Here is a 22,828-nt window from a genome sequence, read left to right as displayed (position 1 = left end):
AATATAATATAAATAGGGAATTCCTTGTGATTATTGGTTTAAAATGCGGTATAAAATCTTTACAATGTTTTGTACATTTGTGGAAATCGAAAAAAAATTCCTGATGAAGTTAGTTCCAAGTGTAGATTTAAATGATTTTATTTCTGAAGACCCTATAAAAAAACAAAAATTTGTAGATGAAATCGGTAAAGCCTATGAAGATATTGGCTTTGTCGCCCTAAAAGGTCATTTTTTAGATGACTCTTTGGTTGAAAATCTGTATACTGAAGTAAAGAATTTTTTCAGCTTGCCTATAGAAACCAAACAGAAATACGAAATTCCAGGTATCGGTGGGCAACGCGGTTATGTATCCTTTGGAAAAGAAAGTGCCAAAGGTAAAAAAGAAGGTGACTTAAAAGAGTTTTGGCATTTCGGACAGTATGTTGAAAATGATATGAAACGTGAAGCCGAATACCCAAAAAATGTGTTGGTTGAAGAATTACCGGAATTTAACAAGATCGGTAAAGAAACCTATAGAATGTTGGAGAAAACAGCTAAGTACGTATTGCGTGCTTTGGCGTTGCATTTGAATTTGGAAGAAACCTACTTTGATCAATACATACATAACGGAAATTCCATTTTGCGCCCAATTCATTATCCGCCAATCACAGAAGAACCAAAAGAAGCCGTTCGTGCAGCAGCACACGGAGACATTAATTTAATAACCCTTTTAATGGGTGCCCAAGGCCGTGGCTTGCAAGTGCAAAACCATAAAGGCGAATGGATTGATGCTATTGCAGAACCAGATGAATTAATGATCAATGTAGGTGATATGCTTTCCAGACACACCAATAATAAACTAAAATCCACGATTCACCGTGTGATAAATCCACCAAAAGAACTTTGGGGAACATCGAGATATTCCATTCCATTTTTTATGCACCCAATCAGTGAAATGAAACTAAATGTTTTAGAAGGCTGTATTGATGACACTAATCCGAAACAGTTCGATGATATTACCGCGGGTGAATTTTTAACAGAACGTTTGATTGAGCTTGGCTTAATTAAAAAATAAGTTTTCAGTCACAGTTGCAGTTTTCAGTTACTGCGACTATGACTGAAACTGTATACTAAAAAAATGACTATGGACTTAAAAGACCAACTAAAAAATTTATTTCCAGACCATACCCCCGACCCTTCCGATGAAAATAATTCTGAAGAATTAGGCATTTGGATGCAAGACGACCCCATTATTTGTAAATATGAAAAGCGAAAAGGCAAGCCCATCACCATATTGGAGGGCTACACAGGTGCCACAGAAGATTTTAAGCTATTGGCTAAAGATATAAAAACGACTTTGAACGTTGGGGGAAGCTTTAAAGATGATAAAATCATTATTCAAGGTGATTATAGAGATAAAATCATGCAAATTCTTAAAGACAAAGGATTTAAAGTAAAACGTGTTGGTGGTTGATATATGGACAAACAAACGCTTCATATTACGAATGGAAATCATTTAACAAAACAACTTTTAGAGTTGGATTTTGCAGGAGACATACTGACTTGGGGAGAAATGCTCTGTGAAGGCCCAACTTTTGTTGATATAGATTCGGAGGCTTTTTTTAAAACCCGAAAATCTTTTTTTGCTTCTGTGTATCAGCTGGAATTAGATGTGCACACATTTAAGAATGAGTTAAAAAAATTAAATCGGAAAGAAGCATATTCCGAAATCATCCTTTGGTTTGAATATGATTTGTTTTGTCATATCAATATGATTGCCGTCATAAGCTTAATGCACCAAAAGAACATAGATTTACCAATATACCTTGTGTGTAGTGGCAGAATTCAAGGGAATAAAAACCTAGTTGGACTATCTGAATTGTCTTCAGCAGAAATAATAAAACATTATGATGAACGAATTTTACTGAACGAAGACGATATAAAGCTTGCTGTATCACTTTGGCAAATTTACTGTGGTACAGACCATAATTTATTTAAACCATTTATTGTTAAAAGTTCATCCTTTGTATATTTAAGCAACTGCTTAAAGGCACATTTAGAGCGTTTTCCAGATTCTAAAAGCGGATTGAATATATTAGAGAAAAACATTCTTGAAATAGTAAAGAACAATACCATAAAATCTGATCACCATTTACTTGGTTACGCTCTTAACTACCAAGGGTATTACGGGTTTGGAGATATGCAATTGCAACGGATTATTGATAAACTTTCCATATTCTTTACCATAGATTTATCTGGTTATAAATTAAGCAGAAAGGGTCATGAAGCCTTATTAGGTCAACATAATTTTTATACAGAAATTAAAAACACTATGTTTTATGGCGGGGTTAGTAATGCTGATTTTCAATTTAGTAAAACGCATAATAAACTTGTAAAAACACCAAGCAATGCCTATTAAAGCCTCTGAACTTATTTTGAATCCAGATGGCAGTATCTACCATTTAAATTTAAAACCTGAAAACATAGGCGACATTATCATTTTTGTGGGCGATCAAGATCGGGTGGAAAAAGTAACCAAACATTTTGATGCTATTGATTTTGAAGCACAAAAAAGGGAATTCAAGACACAAACAGGCACTTATAATGGGAAGCGTATTTCAGTCATTTCAACCGGTATTGGTCCTGATAATATTGATATTGTGCTCAACGAATTGGATGCTTTGGTCAATATCGATTTTACAACCCGAACAGTAAAAGATAATCTAAAAAGTCTGGATATCATCAGGATTGGAACATCCGGGTCGCTTCAAAAAGATATCCCTGTGGATTCTATGCTGATGAGTAGCCATTCTTTGGATATCAATGGGATGTTGCATTCATATAAAGTAGATACCATCACAAATCCCGATATCGAAGATGCTTTTATAAAACACACAAATTGGAGCGAAAGCAAAGCAAAACCTATTGTAATAAAAGGAAGTGATGTGTTAGAAAAAAGATTCGATAGCCCCATAATTCATAAAGGTTTAACAGCTACTGCTGGCGGATTTTATGGACCACAAGGACGTATTTTACGTTTAGAGATTCAAGATTCGGAATTAAACAATAAAATGGATTCCTTTAATTTTAATGGGATTCGTATTACCAATCTTGAAATGGAAACGGCGGCTATATATGGCCTTTCAAAGTTATTAGGACATCATGCCATCTCTTTAAACGCCATCATTGCTAACAGAGCGCGTGGTACTTTCAGTGAAAATCCTAATAAAATTGTAGAGGATTTAATTATATATGCTTTAAATCGTATTTAAAATTATTCATTAGATTGCAAACATAAACTACTGTTAAAATCCAATAAAACGTTTTAAGAATAATTAATTTTGAAAAAAAATTTATAAATGAGAAAACTATTCATTCTAGTCTGCACTTTTGCCTTATTAATTTCCTGCAAAGAAGAACCAAAAAATTATGTGACATTTTCAGGACAAATAACCAATAAAAATAGTGATTCATTAATAATTCGCTCTTCTTACAGCCCCTATTCTAAAACCATTCATCTTAAAGAAGATGGCTCATTTAGCGATACCTTAAAAGTAGAAACAGGGTTTTACAATTTATATGATGGCAACGAATCCACCAATTTATTTTTAAGGAATGGGTTCAACATTACTGTAACCATTAATACAGATGAGTTTGATGAATCCATCACCTATTCAGGAAATGGGGCAGAACATAGTAATTTTATAGCAAAAGAATATTTATTACAGGAAAAGCTTTTGAATTTAGATGAATTAATTGATTTAGATTCCACACAAATGGAAAACAGGTTTTTAGAAATCAAAAATGAATTAATGACTTATTATAATTCCAACAAAGCCATAGATACGCTCATCACAAATAAATACATCAATGACGTTGATCCTATGCTGAAACCCTATAAAACCTATTTAGCTGACGCCATTGCTTTAAGAACAAATTTTCCAAAAGGAGCACCTTCTCCAACATTTGAAAATTATGAAAATTATAATGGTAGCAAAACGTCTTTAGCGGACTTAAAAGGGAAATATGTTTATGTAGATGTTTGGGCGACCTGGTGTGGCCCTTGTAAAGTTGAAATCCCGTCATTAAAACAATTGGAAAAAGATTATCACAATAAAAATATTCAGTTTGTAAGTATATCTATTGATGATGATCAAACCCATCAAGGATCTTGGGACAAAGCCAAAGCAAGTTGGAAAGCTATGATTGCGGATAAAGATTTAGGCGGCATTCAAATTTTCGCTCCAAATGGCTGGCAATCAGACTTTGTTAGAAATTATAAAATAAATGGCATTCCAAGGTTCATTTTAATAGACCCAAACGGTAATATCGTTAGTGCAGATGCCCCTAGGCCTTCCGACCCTAAATTATTGGATTTGTTCAATGAATTGAGTATTTAACTATTATCCTCTTGGGCGGGCTGTTCCTGTTGTTTAAACAAATCTAAATAAGCAGCCCCCAAATAATCAATAATATGGCTGGCTATCAAACTTTGGTAGCCATAATCCTCAACGGCAATATCAGCTGATTTTCCATGTAAATAAACACCAAAAACAGTGGCTATTAACGGATTATAACCTTGAGAAACCAATCCCGTTATAATACCCGTTAGCACATCGCCACTACCTGCGGTTGCTAAACCAGGGTTCCCCGACGTGTTAACATATAATTTATCTTGGTATACGGTGATACTATGGGCGCCTTTTACAACCAAGATGACCTCATATTCTTTTGAAAATGCTTTCGCTTTCCTTAGTTTATCGAAATCGTCTTTCCAGCTTCCTAATAAACGTTCCAACTCTTTAGGATGGGGCGTTAAAATAGTATCTTTAGGCAGTAACTTAAATAATTCAGGTTTTTTTGACAGTATGTTAATACCATCGGCATCAATAACCAATGGTGTTTTGTTGACTTTTAAAAAAGCCTCCAAAGCAGTCATCGTTTTTTCATTTGTCCCCACGCCTACTCCAAATCCTATAACTGTTGGTTCGATGTCAAATGTAATATCCGAAATAACCTTTTCATTGTCATCTGTAATTACCATGGCCTCTGGAAAAGCAGATTGCAGAATCGTATATCCACATTTGGGAATGTAACTGGTGACCAATCCCGCTCCTGCAGATAAGGCCGCTTTACTAGCTAAAACAACGGCACCGATTTTACCATAACTTCCTCCAATGATTAAGCTGTGTCCAAATTGTCCTTTATGGGAAAATTTATCCCTTGGCATGTACATGCTCAATACTTCTGGTTTTCCTATTAAATCGGCTTCAGTGGTTGTTGTAAATAAAAAGTCCCTATCCAAGCCAATATCCAAAACTTCCCATTGCTCCGTATATTTTGCAGTCTCTGGCAAAAAGAATACCAATTTAGGAGAGGCAAAACTCAAGGTATAACCCGCCCATACAACACCGTTTTCATCAGATGGAACTTTATCGGTACGCAATCCAGAAGGAATGTCAATGGATAATGTAAAGGCTTTGCTTATTTTAAAATGTTGAAATAATGCCTTAACCCAATCATCTACAGGACGATTTAATCCAATACCAAAAATGGCATCTACTATAATATCATCAGGATGTATATCAGGAAAATCATCAATATTTTTTATTAATACTGGCCATTTTTTTGTAATGCTTTTTATCCGATCATAATTAACCAAAAAATCCTTTGAGCGCTTATCTCCATAATTAACAATGTAAACAGTTACTTGATAGCCATCTAGGATTAAATGTCTAGCTAAAACCAAACCATCGCCTCCATTATTTCCAATACCACAAAACACATGAATTGGGACTTGCACGCCTTGCATACGCAAATGCATCCAATTGAAAATCTGTGTGCCCGCCCGCTCCATTAAGTCCGTTGAAGAAATACTTTGGCGTTCTGTTGTTAGCTTATCAGCTTGATATATTTGTTCTTTCGAGAAAATTTTCATCCTAATGCATTAAAGATTTTTTTATTTCTAAATAATCTAGATAGTATTTCTTAAAAAAAACCAATTCTGTATAAGAATTATGTAAAAAACATTTTTTTGTTTTTTTATATGTCTAAATGTAATACTTTTGAAAGGCTTTTTAAATAAAAATGATGCTTTTAAACCAAAATATACATATTGTTACTTCTTCTACTAATGGAGGACATACGTCTATTTTTGTAATTGCTACAACCGCTACAACCCTTTGGGGTTGCTAGTATATTTTTCTCCGGCCCATTTGTGTAATTATCAAAATTACATCTTCTTAAAATATTTATTTAAACTATAATTCATTAAAAATGAAGGTTTTAAAATTTGGTGGAACCTCTGTAGGTTCTGCAAAAAATATCAATAACGTCATAAGTATTTTAGAGAATGTCTCTAAAAACGATTCCATCATAGGTACTGTTTCAGCTGTAGGCGGTATTACTGATAAATTACTGTTAGCTGGAAAACAGGCTCAAAATAAGGATATTGGGTATCTAAACACATTCAGCTTGATAAAAGATATTCATGTTGCTATCATAGAGGAATTAAACCCGAATAATGGCAAATCCCTTAAAGAACATGTTGAAACGGATTTAAATGCCCTTAAAAATTTGTTGGATGGCATTTATTTAATTAATGAACTATCGCCTAAAACATCTGATAAGTTGGTCAGTTTTGGTGAACTGTTATCATCATTCATCATTGCCGAAACCATGAAACAACGTGGTATGTCTGTAGTATGCAAAAATTCTCAAGAATTGATCATTACAAACTCCAATTTTACCAAAGCGGAGGTGAATTATAACATTACCAACAAAAATATACAAGATTATTTTCGCAATGTAACTCAAAAAATAACCATCATACCGGGATTTATTTCTAAATCGCAGTTAGGGGAACAAACAACACTTGGTCGTGGTGGATCGGATTTCACGGCCTCTATCGTAGCCGCTGCCTTAAAAGTACAACAACTTGAAATATGGACCGATGTTAGTGGTATGTTTACCACAAACCCGAAATTGGTAAAACAAGCATACCCGATTGAGAAAATATCGTACCAAGAAGCGATGGAATTATCCCATTTTGGTGCCAAGGTGTTATATCCCCCAACAGTTCAGCCTGTTTTAAATTTGAATATTCCCATTCATATTAAAAACACGTTAGATCCAGAAGCGGTCGGCACGATTATTTCTAATGATGAAACCAATACAACGTCTCCAGTTAAAGGTATTAGTAACATTTCCAACATTGCTTTATTAACATTGCAAGGTAGTGGCATGATTGGGATCCCTGGTTTTTCTAAGCGTTTGTTTGAAACCTTATCACAAGAAAAAATCAATGTTATTTTAATTACGCAAGCATCGTCGGAGCATTCCATTTGCTTGGGAATAGATGAAAATGATGCCGAACTGGCTAAAAGCGCTATTGATGCTACTTTTGAAAATGAAATTGCTTTAAATAAAATTGACCCTATTATTGTTGAAAAGGATTTATCCATTATCGCATTGGTTGGTGATAACATGAAAAACCATCAAGGCATCAGTGGGAAAATGTTCAGCTCTTTAGGAAAGAATAATATAAATATTAGGGCCATAGCGCAAGGAGCATCAGAGAAAAATATTTCAGCAGTGATATTACAAAGTGATGTAAAAAAAGCACTTAACACCTTGCATGAGCAATTTTTCGAATCAAAAACAAAACAATTAAACGTATTCATTACTGGCGTTGGTAACGTGGGTGAGAAATTGGTTGAGCAAATAAAACAACAGCGTAAATATTTAAAAGAAAACTTAAAAATCAATTTACGGATTACTGGTTTATCCAATTCCAAAAACATGATTTTTAATGAAGAAGGCATCGATTTAAGCAATTGGAAAGAACAATTAGTAACCGGCGAAAAAGCAACTTTAGAGGGCTTTTTTGAGGGAACAAAATCCTTAAACCTTCGTAACAGTATTTTTGTGGATGTCACCGCAAATAAAGATGTTTCTGAACTATATGCTAAATACTTACGTCAAAGCATTGGGGTGGTTGCTTGTAATAAAATCGCATGTTCTAGTGATTATGAAAACTACAAACTATTAAAACGCTTATCGTTAAAATACAATGCGCCGTTTTTGTTTGAAACCAATGTGGGTGCAGGTTTGCCCATCATTCAAACATTAAGCAATTTAATAGCTTCTGGAGATAAAATTACTTCCATCCATGCCGTGTTATCAGGAAGTTTAAACTTTGTATTCAATAATTTTAATGACACCACGAAGTTTTATGATGTTGTTAAACAGGCCGCAAAGGAAGGTTATACAGAGCCAGATCCCAGAATTGACTTAAGCGGTGTGGATGTAGCTAGAAAAATATTGATTCTCGCTCGTGAAAGTGGCATGGAAATGAATTTGGAAGATATTTCTAATACGCCTTTTTTATCTGAAGCTGGATTAAAAAGTGACTCTGTTGATGATTTTTATCAAACGCTTATTAATGACGAAGCACATTATCAAAAACTATATGCTTCAGCAAAAGCAAAAGGTTGTCAGTTAAAATATGTGGCGCAACTTAATAATGGCAAAGCGAGCGTGAGTTTACAAGAAATTCCTAGCGACCATCCGTTTTATAATCTCAAAGGAAAAGATAACATTGTGATGTTTTACACACAACGTTATCCAGAACAACCCATGATTATTAAAGGTGCTGGTGCAGGCGCCGAAGTGACTGCCTCTGGATTATTTGCTGATATAATTAGAATTGGAAACGACTAAAAAGACTTGAGAATAGAGAAAAAAGAATAAAGATACTATCTTCTCATATCTATTCTCTCATATCTAAAACAAATGAATGAAATAAAAATATTTTCTCCAGCAACCGTTGCCAATGTGGCTTGTGGCTTTGATGTCTTAGGCTTCTGTTTAGACAGTGTTGGAGATGTGATGGTGATTAGAAAAATAGACAAAAGAGGCATTTATATTACTAAAATAGAAGGATTCGATTTGCCTTACGAAGCGGAATTAAATGTAGCAGGCGTTTCGGCTTTGGCTATGTATGATGCTTTAAAACCTGATTGTGGCTTTGAAATTGAAATCTATAAAAACATCAAACCAGGAAGCGGTATTGGTAGCAGTGCGGCAAGTGCAGTAGGCAGTGTGTTTGGTATGAACGAACTTTTAGGACGACCTTATAACAAAACGCAACTAACCGCATTCGCCATTAAAGGTGAAGCTTTGGCGAGTAAATGTGAACATGCCGATAACCTCGCTCCTGCCATGTTTGGTGGTTTTACATTAGTGAAAAGTGTAAATCCTTTGGAAATATTGGAAATCCCAATGCCAGATGATTTATATGCCACGATCATTCATCCACAAATTGAAATAAAAACATCTGAAGCCAGAGCCATTTTACCTAAAGACATTCCGCTAAGCGATGCCATTACCCAATGGGCAAATTTTGGAAGTTTGATACACGCTCTGCATACTAGTAATTATGAATTGATGCAAAAGTCACTTCACGATGCTATTATCGAACCCTATAGAAGTAAATTGATTCCATATTACAATGATGTGAAAACTGTTGTTTTGAAAGCAGGAGCTTTGGGTTGTGGTATTTCAGGTTCAGGACCATCAATTTTTACTTTGAATAAAGGTATTGAAACTGCTAACAATGTGAAAGATGCTATGAAACATGTATATTCAAATACAGGCATTGATTTTGACATTCATGTGTCAAAGATCAACAGTGGAGGCATTAAGATTCTTTAAGACCGTCATTGCGAATTACGCTTTTTTGCGTAATGAAGCAATCTGTTTAATTTTTAAAAATGAGATTAAAATAAAAAGATTACCACGCTTCATTTTATTACGCTCGTAATGACGTAATATTATAAAGCTAATTACAAAAAATATGAACTATTATTCCCTAAACCATAAAGCCCCAAACACATCTTTCAAAGATGCTGTGATTAAAGGATTAGCGCCAGATAAAGGCCTATATTTTCCTGAAAGCATTACGCCGCTTCCAAAAGCTTTCTTTGAGAATATTGATAACTTATCTCATTCAGAAATAGCGTTTGAAGCTATTAAACAATTTGTGTCACCAGACATCCCAGAAACTGTTTTAAAAACGATTGTTGAAGAAACGTTGTCTTTTGATTTTCCTGTAGTTGAATTAAATAAAAATATCTCAACACTCGAATTGTTTCATGGGCCAACCATGGCGTTTAAGGATGTAGGCGCTCGTTTTATGGCACGTTGCTTGGGTTATTTCAATCAGAATAATGATAGAGAAGTTACGGTTTTAGTAGCAACTTCTGGTGATACAGGCGGTGCAGTAGCAAACGGATTTTTAGGTGTTAAAGGGGTTAATGTTGTTATACTCTACCCCAGTGGAAAAGTGAGCGATATTCAAGAAATGCAATTAACCACATTGGGACAAAACATCAAAGCTTTGGAAGTTGATGGCACATTTGATGATTGTCAGGCGATGGTTAAAACAGCATTTTTGGATGAAAATTTAACTGGCAAAATGCAATTAACATCAGCCAACTCGATCAATGTGGCACGTTGGTTGCCTCAATTGTTCTACTTTATTTTTGCTTACAAACAATTGCACAACAAATATGAAGACATCGTGTTTTCGGTGCCAAGTGGCAATTTCGGGAATATTTGTGCTGGTATGATGGCACAGCAATTAGGCTTGCCCGTAAATCATTTTGTGGCCGCAAATAATGTCAATAATGTGGTGACTCGTTATTTGATTTCTCAATTATATGAACCAAAGCCTTCTGTTCAAACCGTAAGTAATGCCATGGATGTAGGTGCACCAAGTAATTTTATTCGTATACAGGAAATTTACAAAAACAATTTTGAGGCACTTAAAGAAAACATATCGTCATACAGTTTTACTGATAGTCAGACTAAAGAAGCAATGCTAGACATGTATAATAATTACGGTTATGTTGCAGACCCGCATGGTGCTGTTGGGTATTTGGGTTGTAAATCCTATTTAAAAGAACACCCTAATGCACATTGTGTCTTTTTAGAAACAGCGCATTCTACCAAGTTTTTAGATGTGGTTGAGGATGTCATTAAAGAAAAACAAACCCTTCCAGAACAAATTAAATCCGTGATGGGTAAAGAAAAAGTGGCTGTTAAAATTTCAACTTATGAAGATTTAAAAAAATTTCTATTAGCATAGCTAAGGGGATAAAACTGGTTTGGTTTTTAACCGTTAATGTTACTTTATTTATTTAGTATAGAATCACAAAAAAGGAGTTGATTTGATAATCAACTCCTTTTTTGTGTGAAAAAAACTCGTTTATCTTTGAAAACGATTATCATCAAACTCAGGTCTGTCATAGAATGAATCATCATCGGAATAATCGTTATCATCAACTAAATTATTATAAGAATGATCGTTATCCATCTCTCTTCGATACGTTCTCATTTCATCTCTTACAATTTCTCTAATTTTCTCTTCATTTAAATTATTTCCATATACATTTTCTTCATCAACCAAAACTGGTTCGCTATAGGATTTTTTGTCTGTTTTTCTACCGTAGGAACTCATGACCATGCGTTCATAATTTCTTCCAACAATATCACCTTTGCGAATCCGTTTAGTTTCGGTAAACGTTCTATGATCTATAATATCTGTATACACATATTTGGAATCACTATTTAAATCTACCAAACCAATGGGTAAAATGATATGGTTCTCACCGTCTTTATTAACAAACTCTTTAAACTCCGCATTATTTGGACGACCATAGGGATCATGATTTGCATCAATAATAGATTTATCAACTTCAATATCTAAATAAACCACCCGCTGCGAATCTTGATTTACTAATAAATTATCGACTTTACCAATCACTCGATTGTCAAAGTCCTTTACATCCCAACCTCTGACATCGGGGTAACCATCCGCAATTTTATAGTCCGAAAGTTCGTTTAAATAATATAAGTGTTTTTTGTTTTCTGTAGCCATAATATCAATTATTTAAGTGTTCATATTGTTTACCACTTTTTTAGCTTTTGTAAAAAAAGTTTGAATGGTGCTCTGTTGCTCCTTTGTTGCTATATTATTATCTATTTTACTAGATGCTTCTTTTAGTTCAGATACTTCGTCTTGGAGTGAAGGGTAATTTTTGGTTTGTATAGTTTCTAAAACGGTAACAATATCTTTGCTTACAGTTTTAAAATTTATAATTTCTGAACTCTCCGGAAGCTCTGAATTAGTCATTCCATTGCTTCGATCAGAATAGTATTTCAAATTTTCTAAAGCAATAGAAGGTTGTAAATTAAGTTGATCTGCTTTCAGTGATACAACTTTTGCAAGATTTACTATAGCCGTTTTCGTATAGGTGGAATCGATACCAATTCGAGTTGAATCTATTATTGAATTTTCAAATTCCTGAACTGCGTTTGAAGAGCCCACATAAGGTGCTGTTGATTGATAACCATCATCGTAAGTATTGGATATAGTGTCTCTCATTTCGCTATTCGTGTCGTTATCATAAATAGAAGGATTATCCTCATTGTTATACACAAAATAAACGATGATGGCTATTACTGCAATAGCAAGCAAAATCCAAGGCCATATGGGTGATTTTTTTTCAATTTTAATTTCTGCCATAATATTATAATTAAATTAATGTTTTGATGATTTTTGAATGTGAACAGGTTTTTGTTATGGTAAAATTAACCTTAAGACCTCATCTGAATTTGCTCATTTAAAAAAATAATTGACCCTATAAAATATTTTAAAACTTTTATTGGTCAACTAATTTTTCCCACAATAAACCATTAACACTTGATTATGTTAAAATTTCTGTTAACTTCGTTCGGCAGAAATTAAAAACCAACTTATTAAATGGAATTAACCAATAGAGTTTCCCTAAAAGAGAAAATTGGCTATGCGCTTGGCGATGGCGCGGCAAACATAGCATGGCGAGGTGTTTCCACGTTTTTATTTATTTTTTATACCGATGTTTTTGGGTTAAGCCCTATTACCGTTGGAGTTTTAATGTTGGTGGCTCGGTTTAGCGACGGTATTAGTGATGTATTAATGGGCATTATTGGTGACCGCACCAACTCCAAATATGGGAAATTTAGGCCGTGGATTTTATGGACCGCCATTCCTTTAGGCGTTATTCTTTCTCTGTTATTTACAAGTCCAGAGCTAGGGACTAACGGAAAAATTGTTTATGCGTATATCACCTATATATTATTCACATTAATTTATACAGCCAATAATATTCCCTATGGTGCCTTAATGGCTGTGATGACAGGCGATGATAAAGAACGAACCACTATTGGCTCTTTTAGGATGGTGGGTGCTTTTGCAGGTGGAATGCTCGTTCAAGGGGCGTTACTGTTTTTAGTGGCGTATTATGGCAATGTCAACCCAACGATTGATATCTCCCAATTGGATGAAGATGCATATGCTGTGAGTGTAACAGCTTCTGATAATATTGAACATGTGAATATCAAGACTGATAATGGCATCGCCTTATTTGCATGGAATAATGCTAGCATGCAAAATAATGATGTTGAAGCCACAAATGGAAAAAGTTTCGAAATGGAAAAAGGCAACACCTATTCCTTTACCGTGACTGGCGAAAAAAATCTAAAAGCCGAAGATATATCCATCATAAACCAAAAAGAAGGTTATAGCAAATCCATGTATGTGATGTCCGCTATACTTGCTTTATTGATGCTAATCACATTTTATTCCACGAGAGAACGTGTATTACCACCAAAAGACCAGAAAACAGATTTAGTACAAGATTTCAAGGACTTAATAAAAAACAAACCTTGGATTATTTTATTGATTATAGGGCTTCTGTTTAATGTCTATAATTCTATCAAACAAGGTATTGTGGTCATCTATTTTACCCATTATTTAAACGATCAATTATTATCCGCTACTTATCTAGTCGGTTTAATGATTGCCTCTATTTTAGGAGCCTTTTTCACTGCTCAATTGAGTAGAAAATTCGGAAAACGTAATTTACTTATTTATGCCCTTATTTTTTCAGGTGCCGTAAACGCCTTGCTAGTATTTTGTAAGCCAGATAATGTAGCTGCCATATTCATTATTGGCACGGTGTCTGAATTTGCTGCAGCTATATTACCGACCTTATTTTTTGTGATGTTAGGTGATGCAGCCGATTTTTCTGAATGGAAAAATGGCAGAAGAGCCACCGGTCTTATTTATTCTGCGGGCTCATTCGCAACCAAATTTGGTGGCGGTATTGCGGGTGCTATTATTGGTCTGGTTTTAGGTGCTTATTTCTATGATGGTCAGGATGCTGTCGCCATTAAAGGGGCGTTTCCTGGTATGGTGATGCTTATGAGTTGGATTCCCGCCCTCATTGCTTTTGTCGCCGCGGGTATCATGTTGTTATATCCTCTTGATAAAACCAAAATGGATATCATTACAAGCGATTTAAATGCCAAACGTTTAGCACAGTCCGTAGAATAATTTATAATGATGCAGATGAAAACATTTCCAAATGATTTTATATGGGGTACAGCAACGTCGTCTTACCAAATTGAAGGCGCCACTAAATTACATGGCAAAGGACCGTCAATTTGGGACGCCTTTTCGAGTATTCCCGGAAAAGTACATAATGGCGAAACTGGCGATATTGCTTGCGATCACTATCATACATTTAAGGAGGACATCCAGCTCATGAAAAACATGGGCGTCAAAGCCTATCGGTTTTCCATAGCTTGGGCACGAGTGATGCCGACTGGGAAAGACAAAATTAATGAAGCAGGTATTCAGTTTTATTCCGATTTGATTGATGAATTATTAAAGGCGGATATTGTGCCTTGGGTGACTTTGTATCACTGGGATTTACCTCTGGCATTGCAATTGGAAAATGATGGTTGGTTGGGTACATCCCTACCCCATTACTTTGCTGCGTATGCCGATTTGTGTTTTGAGCGTTTTGGCGACCGTGTTAAAAATTGGATTACCTTAAACGAACCTTGGGTGGCTTCCATTTTGGGTTACGGTCAAGGTGTGTTTGCACCGGGAAGGATTTCAACATCTGAACCTTATTTAGCGGGTCATCATTTTATATTGGCGCATGCCAAAGCGGTTCATATCTATAGAAATAAATACAGCCATCAAAACGGCAAAATTGGCATTACCAATAATTGTGATTGGAGAGAGCCTCTAACCGATAGTAAAGAAGATAAAGAAGCTGCCGAAAGAGCCCTTGAATTTTTCTTGGCTTGGTTTGCAGATCCTATTTATAAAGGAGACTATCCAAAAACGATGAAGGAACGTTTGGGCGACCGACTTCCTAAATTTTCTTCGGAAGAAAAGGACATGATTAAAGGCACGTCCGATTTCTTCGGATTAAATCATTATACCACCATGTATGCCGCCCATAACGACGGCAATAAAAAAGAACAAAGTGTATATGGGAATGGCGGGATTTCAGAAGATCAACATGTGGATTTATCCTTAGACGACAACTGGAAACTCACGTCCATGAATTGGGCCGTTGTGCCTTGGGGCTGTAAAAAATTGCTTCAATGGATAGATGCACGATACGATAAACCAGATATTTATATTACCGAAAATGGCTGTGCTTATAATGATGAACTTGTTAACGGAGAGGTAAATGACCAAGAACGATTGGATTTCTACCAAGGCTATTTAAAAGCCTGCCAAGAAGCTATTTCTGAGGGCGTGAAACTCAAAGGTTATTTTGCGTGGTCTTTCATGGATAATTTTGAATGGGCGTCTGGTTATGATAAACGTTTCGGTTTGCATTATGTAGATTTTAAAACTTTAAAACGCACACCTAAAAAATCAGCGCTTTGGTTTGGTGAGGTTATAAAAAATAATACTGCCGATATTTAATTTATTTGTTAAACTCGTTGTACATTTTGAAACTTATGACGTTATTTAATGTCAGTTCGAATGGAATACCGAGGAACGAGGTATTTTGTATTGAGACCCTCTTAGTGCATAGCTTCTCGATACAATTTTCTCATGCTTCGAAAATCGCTCGAAGGGACACTTAGTTGTAAGCATGTTTATTGTTAGTTTGTCAGTTCGAGTGAATTTCAAACCTTTTTAGGTTTGGAATTAGTATCGAGAACCAATTCTAAATAAATTATAAGTGGTTCTCGATACAAAATTCTGAAAAAGAATTTCACTCGAACTGGCATCAAGTAAAAACAGATACCACAAAACCAAATAGTATATGAAACCGACATTTATTCTCCTCACTTTTTTAATCTCCAATATCATTTTAGCACAAACCACCCAAGAGGTTTTAGGAAACCATAATGGTAAAGATGTTAGCCTATTTACCCTAAAAAACAAATCTGGTCACGTATTAAAACTGACTAACTACGGTGCTAGGATAGTTAAAATCGAGGTTCCCGATAAAAATGGCACCATTGACAACATAACAACTGGCGGTGAAACGTTGGAAACCATCGTGAAAGGTGATGCTTTTGGCGGCGCTACCGTGGGGCGATTTGCAAACCGCATTGCCAATGGAAAATTCACATTGGATGGCACCGAATACAGCTTACCCATCAATAATAACCCAAACACTTTACATGGTGGTCCTGAAGGCTGGTTCGCGCAAGTATGGGATTCTAAAATGAGCACCAAAAAAAATCAACAATCGGTGACATTTATGTATTTAAGTCCCGATATGGAAGCAGGTTTTCCGGGAACGGTGAATATGTCCGTTACCTATACATGGACGAACAAAAATGAAATCATCATCGATTATTTTGCAACCACCGATAAAAAAACAGTTTTCAATATTACCAACCACGCCTATTTTAATTTAAATGGTACTGGCAAAGGTTTTATACAAGACCATTTGTTAACCATTAATGCCAGTAACTACACACCTGTTGACAAAACTAGCATCCCAACGGGCGAGATAAAGTCTGTGAAAAATACACCATTTGATTTTACCACGCCTCACACCATTGGAGAGCGCATTGGCAGTATGTTCGAAGAGGTAGCGTTTAGAGGTTACGACCATAATTATGTGTTGGATGCCAATGCTAAAATAGCAGCCACAGCATATGCACCCGAAAGCGGTCGTGTGATGGAAGTCATTACCGATGAACCCGGTTTACAGTTTTATTCAGGAAATAGCAGGTCGTGGAATCAATTTAAGGAAACTGGTACGATGCCCGAAAATTCACGATCGAGTTTTGCGTTAGAAACCCAACATTTCCCTGATAGCCCTAACCAAGCCAGCTTTCCTTCTACCGTATTAACACCAAGTAAACCCTATAAATCTAGAACGGTTTATAAGTTTTCTGTGAGGAAGGATTGATTTATTATAATTCTTGATATTGATTTTATATATTCTAAATCTGTACTTTGGATTTCAATATACGAGTAACTTTATATTATAAAACTTACGTATAAAGCCGTTTAGAGTATAGTTTAGCTACATTTTGAAAATAAAATATGGAAAATCCTTAAACTATTCTAGCTTATAAAAACTAAATTCATTTTGCATTCTTTCGGTTATAAATCGGAAACTATAATTTTGGATTTTTCTATAAATTCTATTTATACCTTGTTTAGAAAACCATCCACTGTGGTTGTTCAAACCTTTCAAAGTTTTGAATGACATCCAATGGTTTTCTCCATTTGCCATACTGTATATACCACCAGCAAATGGAAATTCAGATAAAATGATGTTATTATTCAAAACTTTAAGTTTATGATCAAAATAAAAAATTGGGTCAGTTCCAAAAAAGTGTTCTATTAGTTCAGGCTTAACAATAATTGAACTTCCGCACAAATCACTAAATTTACGAGTTGAGAACAAGTAATTTTTTCCCTCTAAATAAATATAGCCTTTTTTTATGTGCCATCCATTTACATGATTGCCACTATTGTTAACATAATCGGCAATACGATTGCTAATAAAATCATCTGAATCAACAGTCATTATGTAGTCCGTATTAAAATTTTCTTTTGCATAGGCTACTCCTAACTTGATCTTCTCTCCCTTATCAATTTCCCTGCGTTTGGTGATACTTTCTTTAGTTTCTGATGGGCGTGAGACAGGGGGTTCAAAAGTTGCATGAAGATAATATATGCTGTCATGTATAAAATCAATTTGTGGTAGTTCATGACAAACCACAATAACTTTAAAATTTGGATCCGTTTGGTTACAAACGGAAATTAACGTTCTTTCAAATAATCGGCAAAATTGAGACCAATCAGACGAAACTCTTTCACTTTTAACGGGAATTACAAAAGTCAGCATATAATAACTTAATCATTTAATGATAAATGTATTTAAATAATTTCATTTTTAAATAACGTCTATGTATTTATATTATATTTTTTACAGTTTCGTAAAAATCATCAACTTGGATTATTACTTTCCGTAATATTAACACCGTTATTTTTATTTTTTTTATTTAAAATAAAATTAAATATCTATCATGAAATAAAACGTGACAAATATCATGTTTCACATCAACTACCTATCGTAAATTTACGATGAATGATATGGCAATACCATATCCATAAAAACATCGTGAAAAGGAGTTTAGAACCCATCGCTTATAATCAAGATACCGAAGCCTTGGCGCGATTTGCTAAAGCCTTAGGGCATCCTACTCGTATAGCTATTTTAAAACATCTTGAAAATCAATCGTGTTGTTTTACGGGCGATTTGGTTGAGGTCTTTCCGTTGGCGCAATCCACTGTTTCGCAGCATCTTAAGGAATTAAAAAATGTGGGTCTCATTCAAGGAGAATTAAAGCCGCCAAAAATAAAATACTGCATTAACAAAGACAATTGGAATAAAGCAAAAGCCTTATTTCAGGAGTTTTTTTAATGCCATTTTTTTAATAATGACATCGTCTATTGGCGATAAACAAATACAAATACCATGAGCAAAGTAATTAAAATTTTAGGAACTGGCTGTCCAAAATGCCAATCGATGACTGCAGTTGTGAAGGCCGTGGTTTCAGAAAACAATATCGATGCTACCATTGAAAAAGTAGAAGATATTATGGAGATAATGACCTTCAACATCATGACCACACCAGCGTTGGTGATAGATGATGTGGTGACCATAAAAGGCAGAGTGCCTTCAAAACAGGAAGTTTTAGCACTTTTAAATTAAAGGTTATGAACTATCAAATCAAAGCCTCCTCTAATTCCAATCAGGATGCGGTGATACATATCAAACAATCGGATATCGGTTTTGGTACCACGGCTCAAACGGCTGACATCTTACCAAATCCTGCCGAATTGTTTTTGGGGGCTTTTGCGTCTTGTATTCTTAAAAATGTGGAACGTTTTTCGGAAATGATGAAGTTTACCTATTCAAAAACCACGCTCGACGTTCAAGCCACACGTCTTGAAAATCCGCCACGAATGGATAACATCATGTATCAGTTAACCATTTACAGCGATGATGTCCGTTTAAATACTGCCTTGCTACAAAAGAACATCGAAAAGTTTGGCACTATTTACAATACAGTAAAACAGTCCTGTTCCATTTCTGGCACCATAACGGCTAATCATGTTTGATTGGATACAACATATAGCAGATTGGCTTATTTATAGTGTTTTTGGTATTGGTGCAGACACCCATTTGGGAACCGCCCTGAATTTCTTTGTCTACGACACGCTGAAAATTCTTTTGCTCTTGTTTGTAATTGTCTTCATCATGGGTATTGTAAACACCTACTTCCCTATTGAAAAATTAAAAGACTATTTACACAGAAAAAAACTCTACGAACTGGAATACTTTTTTGCTTCGGTTTTTGGAGCCATTACGCCTTTTTGTTCGTGTTCTTCTGTGCCTTTATTCATTGGCTTTGTGCAAGGTGGTATTCCACTAGGCGTTACGTTCGCCTTTTTAATTACATCACCGTTGGTTAATGAAGTCGCCATTGTTATGTTCATCGGTCTATTTGGTTGGAAAGCAACTTTAATATACGCAGGCTCGGGAATTCTGTTGGGCACGATTGGTGGTTGGTTATTGGGAAAATTAAACCTAGAACCCTTACTTTCCGATTGGGTAAAGTCCATTTTAGACAAAAAAATACAGCAAAACAAATTTGAGGAAGAAAAACGAACCTTTCGCCAACGTTTGCCAGACATTACCCGGAGTGCTTGGGATATTGTGAAAGGCGTGGTTATTTATGTGATTATTGGTATTGCCATTGGTGCTGCCATGCACGGTTATGTTCCTGAAAACTTCTTCGGAAATTATTTAGGTGGTGGTGAATGGTGGACCGTGCCGCTTGCCGTGATTATTGCTGTGCCCATGTATGCCAATGCCGCCGGAATTGTTCCCGTAATTGAGGTATTTGTTGCTAAAGGCGTACCGCTTGGCACAGCCATTGCGTTTATGATGGCAACCGTAGGTTTGTCCATTCCAGAAGCGACTTTACTCAAAAAAGTAATGACCATAAAACTGATTGCCATTTATTTTGGAATCGTAACAATCTTCATCATCCTTTCAGGATTTTTATTCAATATGTTATTGTAAACTATAAATCAATATAACCATGAACACAATTAAAATTTTCACACTAGTCGCCATCAGTTTTGTACTTGCCTCTTGCAACGGACAAGATAAAAGCAAAGACAACGCTTTAAACGCATCTGTTTCTAAAATTGAAGTCATCGACTTTCACTCCACTAACAGGTGTATGACTTGCAACGCTATTGAAGCGAGCACCAAATATACTTTAGATACTTATTTTGCAGATGAAGTAAAAAAAGGGAAAATCACGTTTCAAGTGATTAATGTCGATAAAAAAGAAAACAAAGCTTTAGCTGAAAAATTCGAAGCTTCTGGCACCTCGCTATTTTTGAATGTGATTAAAAATGGTAAAGAAACCAAACTCGATTTAACCGAATTTGCTTTTATGAAAGGCAACAACCAAGAGGCGTTTTCAAAAGAACTGAAATCGAAAATTGATGGCGCATTAAAAGCACTTTAAATGGAATTATTACAATCGCTTATTGAAGATTATAATATTCCGATTGTATCAGCTTTTGTACTCGGACTCATGACAGCCATTAGTCCGTGTCCATTGGCGACCAACATCACGGCAACGGCATTTATTTCAAAAAATATTTCTAGTAAAAAGAAGGTGTTTTTAAGCGGTGTATTATATTCTTTAGGCAGAGGATTTAGTTATACTGCCATAGGATTGATCTTGTATTTTGGTGCTAGTAAATTTCACATAGCACGATTTTTTAATCAAAATGGCGAAAAGTATTTAGGTCCTTTGTTAATTATTATTGGCTTAATCATGCTGAATGTGATTAAACTTAAATTTTTAGGAAAAACAAACTTTCAAGAAAAACTCTCAGAAAAATTCAAGGACAAAGGGCTGTTAGGATCCTTTTTAATAGGCGTTGTATTTGCCTTGGCATTTTGTCCGTATAGCGGCGCTTTGTTTTTTGGCATGTTAATACCTATGACCATAGCCTCTGCTAACGGACTCTACTTACCAATAGTGTTTGCTCTAGGCACAGGTTTGCCAGTTCTTCTGTTTACGTATTTATTAGCTTTTACAGCCAGTAAAGTAGGCGTGTATTATAACAGCATTTCAAAAGTTGAAAAAGTAATGCGTACTGTTGCAGGTGTGGTTTTTATTATCACAGGCTTGTATTATGTTTCCATTTTTATGGGATTATGGAATTAGGGAAGTATCATTAAACAAAATCCAATTAAAACTAATCTATTTAAATTCAATATTTTTGTGTAAAAGGTGTACTTTAGAAAGTTGATAAACACCGATTATAATTAATTATGGAGAATTTCGATAGAAAAAAACATTGGGAAACCATTTACCAAACCAAAGCATTAAATGAAGTAAGTTGGTACGAGCCAACTCCCGAAACGTCATTAGATTTTATCAAGCAATTTGAGTTGCCAAAAACTGCAAAAATTATTGATATTGGTGGAGGCGATAGTTTTTTGGTCGACCATTTACTTGATAAAGGTTATAAGGATATTAGTGTGCTTGATATTTCGGAAGCCGCTATAGAACGAGCAAAAAAACGCCTTGGAACCCGAGCAAAAAACGTCACATGGATTGTTGCAGATGCGGCCAAGTTTCAACCTACCAAGCAATATGATTTTTGGCATGACCGCGCCGCCTTTCATTTTCTAACGGATGAACAAGATATTTCAAATTATATTAAAACCGCGCAACAGCATATAGAACCTAGGGGCGTTTTGGTGATTGGTACTTTTTCTGAACAAGGCCCCACCAAATGCAGTGGCATTGAAATCAAGCAATATTCAGAAAACTCGATGACGGAGCGACTAAAAAGTGTCTTTGAGAAAATAAAGTGCATCACACTTGACCATAAAACACCGTTTGATACCATTCAAAATTTTATATTTTGTAGCTTTAAAAAAATTGCTGTGGTATAATATGTTCCAAAAGATAATCCATACCGATAATTCAAAAACCACCATCTTGATTCGTTTGATGGTAGGAGCTGTATTTCTTTCAGAAGGCATTCAAAAATTCTTGTTTCCTGCCATTCGTGGTGCAGGACGTTTTGAGAAAATCGGATTGCCTTCCCCAGAATTTCTTGGGACTTTTGTCGGCACGTTCGAGATTATTTGCGGTGTATTCATTCTACTAGGCTTACTCACCAGATTGGCAAGTATTCCAACGCTTATTATCATGTTGGTTGCCATAGCAACTACGAAATCGGAAGTTTTAATGAATGAAGGATTTTGGGTCATGATGCATAGCAGCCGAACCGATTGGGCCATGCTTTTGGGAAGCCTATTTTTGATTATTAAAGGTGGTGGGAAATGGTCGGTTGATTCACTGATTTGAAGATGAGTTGATGATATGATTAAATGATTTATAATGGATTGGT

23 protein-coding genes are annotated in these 22,828 nt (G+C 35.3%); 19 read left to right on the top strand and 4 right to left on the bottom strand.

From position 1 onward, the window contains the following. Window positions 1–103 precede the first annotated feature (103 nt). From CDH49_RS11895 to CDH49_RS11875, 5 genes are all read left to right on the top strand, one after another. Entirely contained in the window at window positions 104–1,054 is a 951-nt protein-coding gene (locus CDH49_RS11895; RefSeq protein WP_100615755.1) for an isopenicillin N synthase family dioxygenase, read from the top strand. A gap of 69 nt (window positions 1,055–1,123) precedes the next feature. Beyond that, entirely contained in the window at window positions 1,124–1,453 is a 330-nt protein-coding gene (locus CDH49_RS11890; protein ID WP_100615920.1) for a translation initiation factor, read from the top strand. A 3-nt stretch (window positions 1,454–1,456) separates the two neighbouring features. Beyond that, window positions 1,457–2,398 carry a DUF1835 domain-containing protein gene (locus tag CDH49_RS11885; RefSeq protein WP_100615754.1) on the top strand — a complete coding sequence of 314 codons (942 nt, stop codon included), beginning with the start codon at window positions 1,457–1,459 and terminating at the stop codon, window positions 2,396–2,398. Further along, window positions 2,388–3,251, top strand: coding sequence for a nucleoside phosphorylase (locus CDH49_RS11880; protein ID WP_100615753.1), 864 nt, complete (start codon window positions 2,388–2,390; stop codon window positions 3,249–3,251). The genes CDH49_RS11885 and CDH49_RS11880 overlap by 11 nt, the downstream gene beginning before the upstream one ends. A gap of 87 nt (window positions 3,252–3,338) precedes the next feature. Beyond that, window positions 3,339–4,379, top strand: coding sequence for a TlpA family protein disulfide reductase (locus tag CDH49_RS11875; protein ID WP_100615752.1), 1,041 nt, complete (start codon window positions 3,339–3,341; stop codon window positions 4,377–4,379). Here the strand turns inward: CDH49_RS11875 and CDH49_RS11870 are convergent. Beyond that, entirely contained in the window at window positions 4,376–5,917 is a 1,542-nt protein-coding gene (locus CDH49_RS11870) for an NAD(P)H-hydrate dehydratase (protein WP_100615751.1), read from the bottom strand. The two genes, CDH49_RS11875 and CDH49_RS11870, sit on opposite strands and share 4 nt — an antisense overlap. A gap of 338 nt (window positions 5,918–6,255) precedes the next feature. Between CDH49_RS11870 and thrA the strand changes: the two genes are divergently transcribed. The 3 genes from thrA (at window position 6,256) to thrC (ending at window position 11,128) form a co-directional block, all read left to right on the top strand. Continuing rightward, complete coding sequence (gene thrA / locus CDH49_RS11865) at window positions 6,256–8,700, top strand: bifunctional aspartate kinase/homoserine dehydrogenase I (RefSeq protein WP_100615750.1); 2,445 nt, start codon at window positions 6,256–6,258, stop codon at window positions 8,698–8,700. Window positions 8,701–8,772: 72 nt separating this feature from the next. Then, window positions 8,773–9,693 carry a homoserine kinase gene (locus CDH49_RS11860; RefSeq protein ID WP_100615749.1) on the top strand — a complete coding sequence of 307 codons (921 nt, stop codon included), beginning with the start codon at window positions 8,773–8,775 and terminating at the stop codon, window positions 9,691–9,693. A 142-nt stretch (window positions 9,694–9,835) separates the two neighbouring features. After that, the gene (thrC, locus tag CDH49_RS11855; protein WP_100615748.1) at window positions 9,836–11,128 is read left to right on the top strand and encodes a threonine synthase; all 1,293 of its coding nucleotides are present in this window, start codon (window positions 9,836–9,838) and stop codon (window positions 11,126–11,128) included. A 120-nt stretch (window positions 11,129–11,248) separates the two neighbouring features. Here the strand turns inward: thrC and CDH49_RS11850 are convergent, their stop codons facing one another. Further along, window positions 11,249–11,920 (bottom strand): PRC-barrel domain-containing protein, encoded by a 672-nt coding sequence (locus tag CDH49_RS11850; RefSeq protein WP_100615747.1) that lies wholly within the window; start codon window positions 11,918–11,920, stop codon window positions 11,249–11,251. Window positions 11,921–11,932: 12 nt separating this feature from the next. Beyond that, window positions 11,933–12,568: a hypothetical protein gene (locus CDH49_RS11845; protein ID WP_100615746.1), complete on the bottom strand. Its 636-nt coding sequence runs from the start codon at window positions 12,566–12,568 to the stop codon at window positions 11,933–11,935. 237 nt (window positions 12,569–12,805) lie between these two features. On the opposite strand from CDH49_RS11845, the gene CDH49_RS11840 reads away from it, so the two are divergent. From CDH49_RS11840 to CDH49_RS11830, 3 genes are all read left to right on the top strand, one after another. Continuing rightward, entirely contained in the window at window positions 12,806–14,419 is a 1,614-nt protein-coding gene (locus CDH49_RS11840; protein ID WP_100615745.1) for an MFS transporter, read from the top strand. A gap of 15 nt (window positions 14,420–14,434) precedes the next feature. Then, window positions 14,435–15,817, top strand: a complete 1,383-nt coding sequence (locus tag CDH49_RS11835) for a GH1 family beta-glucosidase (protein WP_100615744.1) — start codon at window positions 14,435–14,437, stop codon at window positions 15,815–15,817. Between the two features lie 346 nt (window positions 15,818–16,163). Beyond that, the gene (locus tag CDH49_RS11830; RefSeq protein ID WP_100615743.1) at window positions 16,164–17,267 is read left to right on the top strand and encodes an aldose epimerase family protein; all 1,104 of its coding nucleotides are present in this window, start codon (window positions 16,164–16,166) and stop codon (window positions 17,265–17,267) included. A gap of 153 nt (window positions 17,268–17,420) precedes the next feature. Here the strand turns inward: CDH49_RS11830 and CDH49_RS11825 are convergent, their stop codons facing one another. Further along, window positions 17,421–18,215, bottom strand: a complete 795-nt coding sequence (locus CDH49_RS11825) for a glycosyltransferase family A protein (protein WP_100615742.1) — start codon at window positions 18,213–18,215, stop codon at window positions 17,421–17,423. A 243-nt stretch (window positions 18,216–18,458) separates the two neighbouring features. Here CDH49_RS11825 and CDH49_RS11820 point away from each other — a divergent pair, with 243 nt between their 5' ends. The 8 genes from CDH49_RS11820 to CDH49_RS11785 all read left to right on the top strand — a co-directional run bounded on the left by CDH49_RS11820 (window position 18,459) and on the right by CDH49_RS11785 (window position 22,785). Continuing rightward, a complete protein-coding gene (locus tag CDH49_RS11820) occupies window positions 18,459–18,794 on the top strand; it encodes an ArsR/SmtB family transcription factor (RefSeq protein ID WP_204524824.1) in 336 nt (111 codons plus the stop codon). Between the two features lie 54 nt (window positions 18,795–18,848). Further along, the gene (locus CDH49_RS11815; protein ID WP_100615741.1) at window positions 18,849–19,085 is read left to right on the top strand and encodes a thioredoxin family protein; all 237 of its coding nucleotides are present in this window, start codon (window positions 18,849–18,851) and stop codon (window positions 19,083–19,085) included. Between the two features lie 5 nt (window positions 19,086–19,090). Next, on the top strand, window positions 19,091–19,495 hold the full coding sequence (locus CDH49_RS11810; protein ID WP_100615740.1) for an OsmC family protein: 405 nt from the start codon (window positions 19,091–19,093) through the stop codon (window positions 19,493–19,495). Beyond that, window positions 19,488–20,462: a permease gene (locus tag CDH49_RS11805; RefSeq protein ID WP_100615739.1), complete on the top strand. Its 975-nt coding sequence runs from the start codon at window positions 19,488–19,490 to the stop codon at window positions 20,460–20,462. The genes CDH49_RS11810 and CDH49_RS11805 overlap by 8 nt, the downstream gene beginning before the upstream one ends. A 19-nt stretch (window positions 20,463–20,481) precedes the next feature. Further along, a complete protein-coding gene (locus CDH49_RS11800; protein ID WP_100615738.1) occupies window positions 20,482–20,919 on the top strand; it encodes a nitrophenyl compound nitroreductase subunit ArsF family protein in 438 nt (145 codons plus the stop codon). Further along, complete coding sequence (locus CDH49_RS11795; RefSeq protein ID WP_100615737.1) at window positions 20,920–21,630, top strand: aromatic aminobenezylarsenical efflux permease ArsG family transporter; 711 nt, start codon at window positions 20,920–20,922, stop codon at window positions 21,628–21,630. A gap of 107 nt (window positions 21,631–21,737) precedes the next feature. Beyond that, the gene (locus CDH49_RS11790; protein ID WP_100615736.1) at window positions 21,738–22,367 is read left to right on the top strand and encodes a class I SAM-dependent methyltransferase; all 630 of its coding nucleotides are present in this window, start codon (window positions 21,738–21,740) and stop codon (window positions 22,365–22,367) included. A 1-nt stretch (window position 22,368) separates the two neighbouring features. Then, window positions 22,369–22,785 carry a DoxX family protein gene (locus CDH49_RS11785; RefSeq protein ID WP_100615735.1) on the top strand — a complete coding sequence of 139 codons (417 nt, stop codon included), beginning with the start codon at window positions 22,369–22,371 and terminating at the stop codon, window positions 22,783–22,785. Window positions 22,786–22,828: the final 43 nt, after the last annotated feature.

Source organism: Confluentibacter citreus, assembly GCF_002807055.1.
GTDB lineage: Bacteria > Bacteroidota > Bacteroidia > Flavobacteriales > Flavobacteriaceae > Confluentibacter > Confluentibacter citreus.
The sequence above is the reverse complement of the archived record's forward strand: the minus strand, read 5'-3'. Positions and strand labels throughout refer to the sequence as shown.

Excerpts from the sequence above, each read along its gene's own strand:
- CDH49_RS11895 (WP_100615755.1), top strand. The coding sequence starts at position 104 with ATGAAGTTAGTTCCAAGTGTAGATTTAAATGATTTTATTTCTGAAGAC.
- CDH49_RS11890 (WP_100615920.1), top strand. The coding sequence starts at position 1,124 with ATGGACTTAAAAGACCAACTAAAAAATTTATTTCCAGACCATACCCCC.
- CDH49_RS11885 (WP_100615754.1), top strand. The coding sequence starts at position 1,457 with ATGGACAAACAAACGCTTCATATTACGAATGGAAATCATTTAACAAAA.
- CDH49_RS11880 (WP_100615753.1), top strand. The coding sequence starts at position 2,388 with ATGCCTATTAAAGCCTCTGAACTTATTTTGAATCCAGATGGCAGTATC.
- CDH49_RS11875 (WP_100615752.1), top strand. The coding sequence starts at position 3,339 with ATGAGAAAACTATTCATTCTAGTCTGCACTTTTGCCTTATTAATTTCC.
- CDH49_RS11870 (WP_100615751.1), bottom strand. The coding sequence starts at position 5,917 with ATGAAAATTTTCTCGAAAGAACAAATATATCAAGCTGATAAGCTAACA.
- thrA (WP_100615750.1), top strand. The coding sequence starts at position 6,256 with ATGAAGGTTTTAAAATTTGGTGGAACCTCTGTAGGTTCTGCAAAAAAT.
- CDH49_RS11860 (WP_100615749.1), top strand. The coding sequence starts at position 8,773 with ATGAATGAAATAAAAATATTTTCTCCAGCAACCGTTGCCAATGTGGCT.
- thrC (WP_100615748.1), top strand. The coding sequence starts at position 9,836 with ATGAACTATTATTCCCTAAACCATAAAGCCCCAAACACATCTTTCAAA.
- CDH49_RS11850 (WP_100615747.1), bottom strand. The coding sequence starts at position 11,920 with ATGGCTACAGAAAACAAAAAACACTTATATTATTTAAACGAACTTTCG.
- CDH49_RS11845 (WP_100615746.1), bottom strand. The coding sequence starts at position 12,568 with ATGGCAGAAATTAAAATTGAAAAAAAATCACCCATATGGCCTTGGATT.
- CDH49_RS11840 (WP_100615745.1), top strand. The coding sequence starts at position 12,806 with ATGGAATTAACCAATAGAGTTTCCCTAAAAGAGAAAATTGGCTATGCG.
- CDH49_RS11835 (WP_100615744.1), top strand. The coding sequence starts at position 14,435 with ATGAAAACATTTCCAAATGATTTTATATGGGGTACAGCAACGTCGTCT.
- CDH49_RS11830 (WP_100615743.1), top strand. The coding sequence starts at position 16,164 with ATGAAACCGACATTTATTCTCCTCACTTTTTTAATCTCCAATATCATT.
- CDH49_RS11825 (WP_100615742.1), bottom strand. The coding sequence starts at position 18,215 with ATGCTGACTTTTGTAATTCCCGTTAAAAGTGAAAGAGTTTCGTCTGAT.
- CDH49_RS11820 (WP_204524824.1), top strand. The coding sequence starts at position 18,459 with ATGATATGGCAATACCATATCCATAAAAACATCGTGAAAAGGAGTTTA.
- CDH49_RS11815 (WP_100615741.1), top strand. The coding sequence starts at position 18,849 with ATGAGCAAAGTAATTAAAATTTTAGGAACTGGCTGTCCAAAATGCCAA.
- CDH49_RS11810 (WP_100615740.1), top strand. The coding sequence starts at position 19,091 with ATGAACTATCAAATCAAAGCCTCCTCTAATTCCAATCAGGATGCGGTG.
- CDH49_RS11805 (WP_100615739.1), top strand. The coding sequence starts at position 19,488 with ATGTTTGATTGGATACAACATATAGCAGATTGGCTTATTTATAGTGTT.
- CDH49_RS11800 (WP_100615738.1), top strand. The coding sequence starts at position 20,482 with ATGAACACAATTAAAATTTTCACACTAGTCGCCATCAGTTTTGTACTT.
- CDH49_RS11795 (WP_100615737.1), top strand. The coding sequence starts at position 20,920 with ATGGAATTATTACAATCGCTTATTGAAGATTATAATATTCCGATTGTA.
- CDH49_RS11790 (WP_100615736.1), top strand. The coding sequence starts at position 21,738 with ATGGAGAATTTCGATAGAAAAAAACATTGGGAAACCATTTACCAAACC.
- CDH49_RS11785 (WP_100615735.1), top strand. The coding sequence starts at position 22,369 with ATGTTCCAAAAGATAATCCATACCGATAATTCAAAAACCACCATCTTG.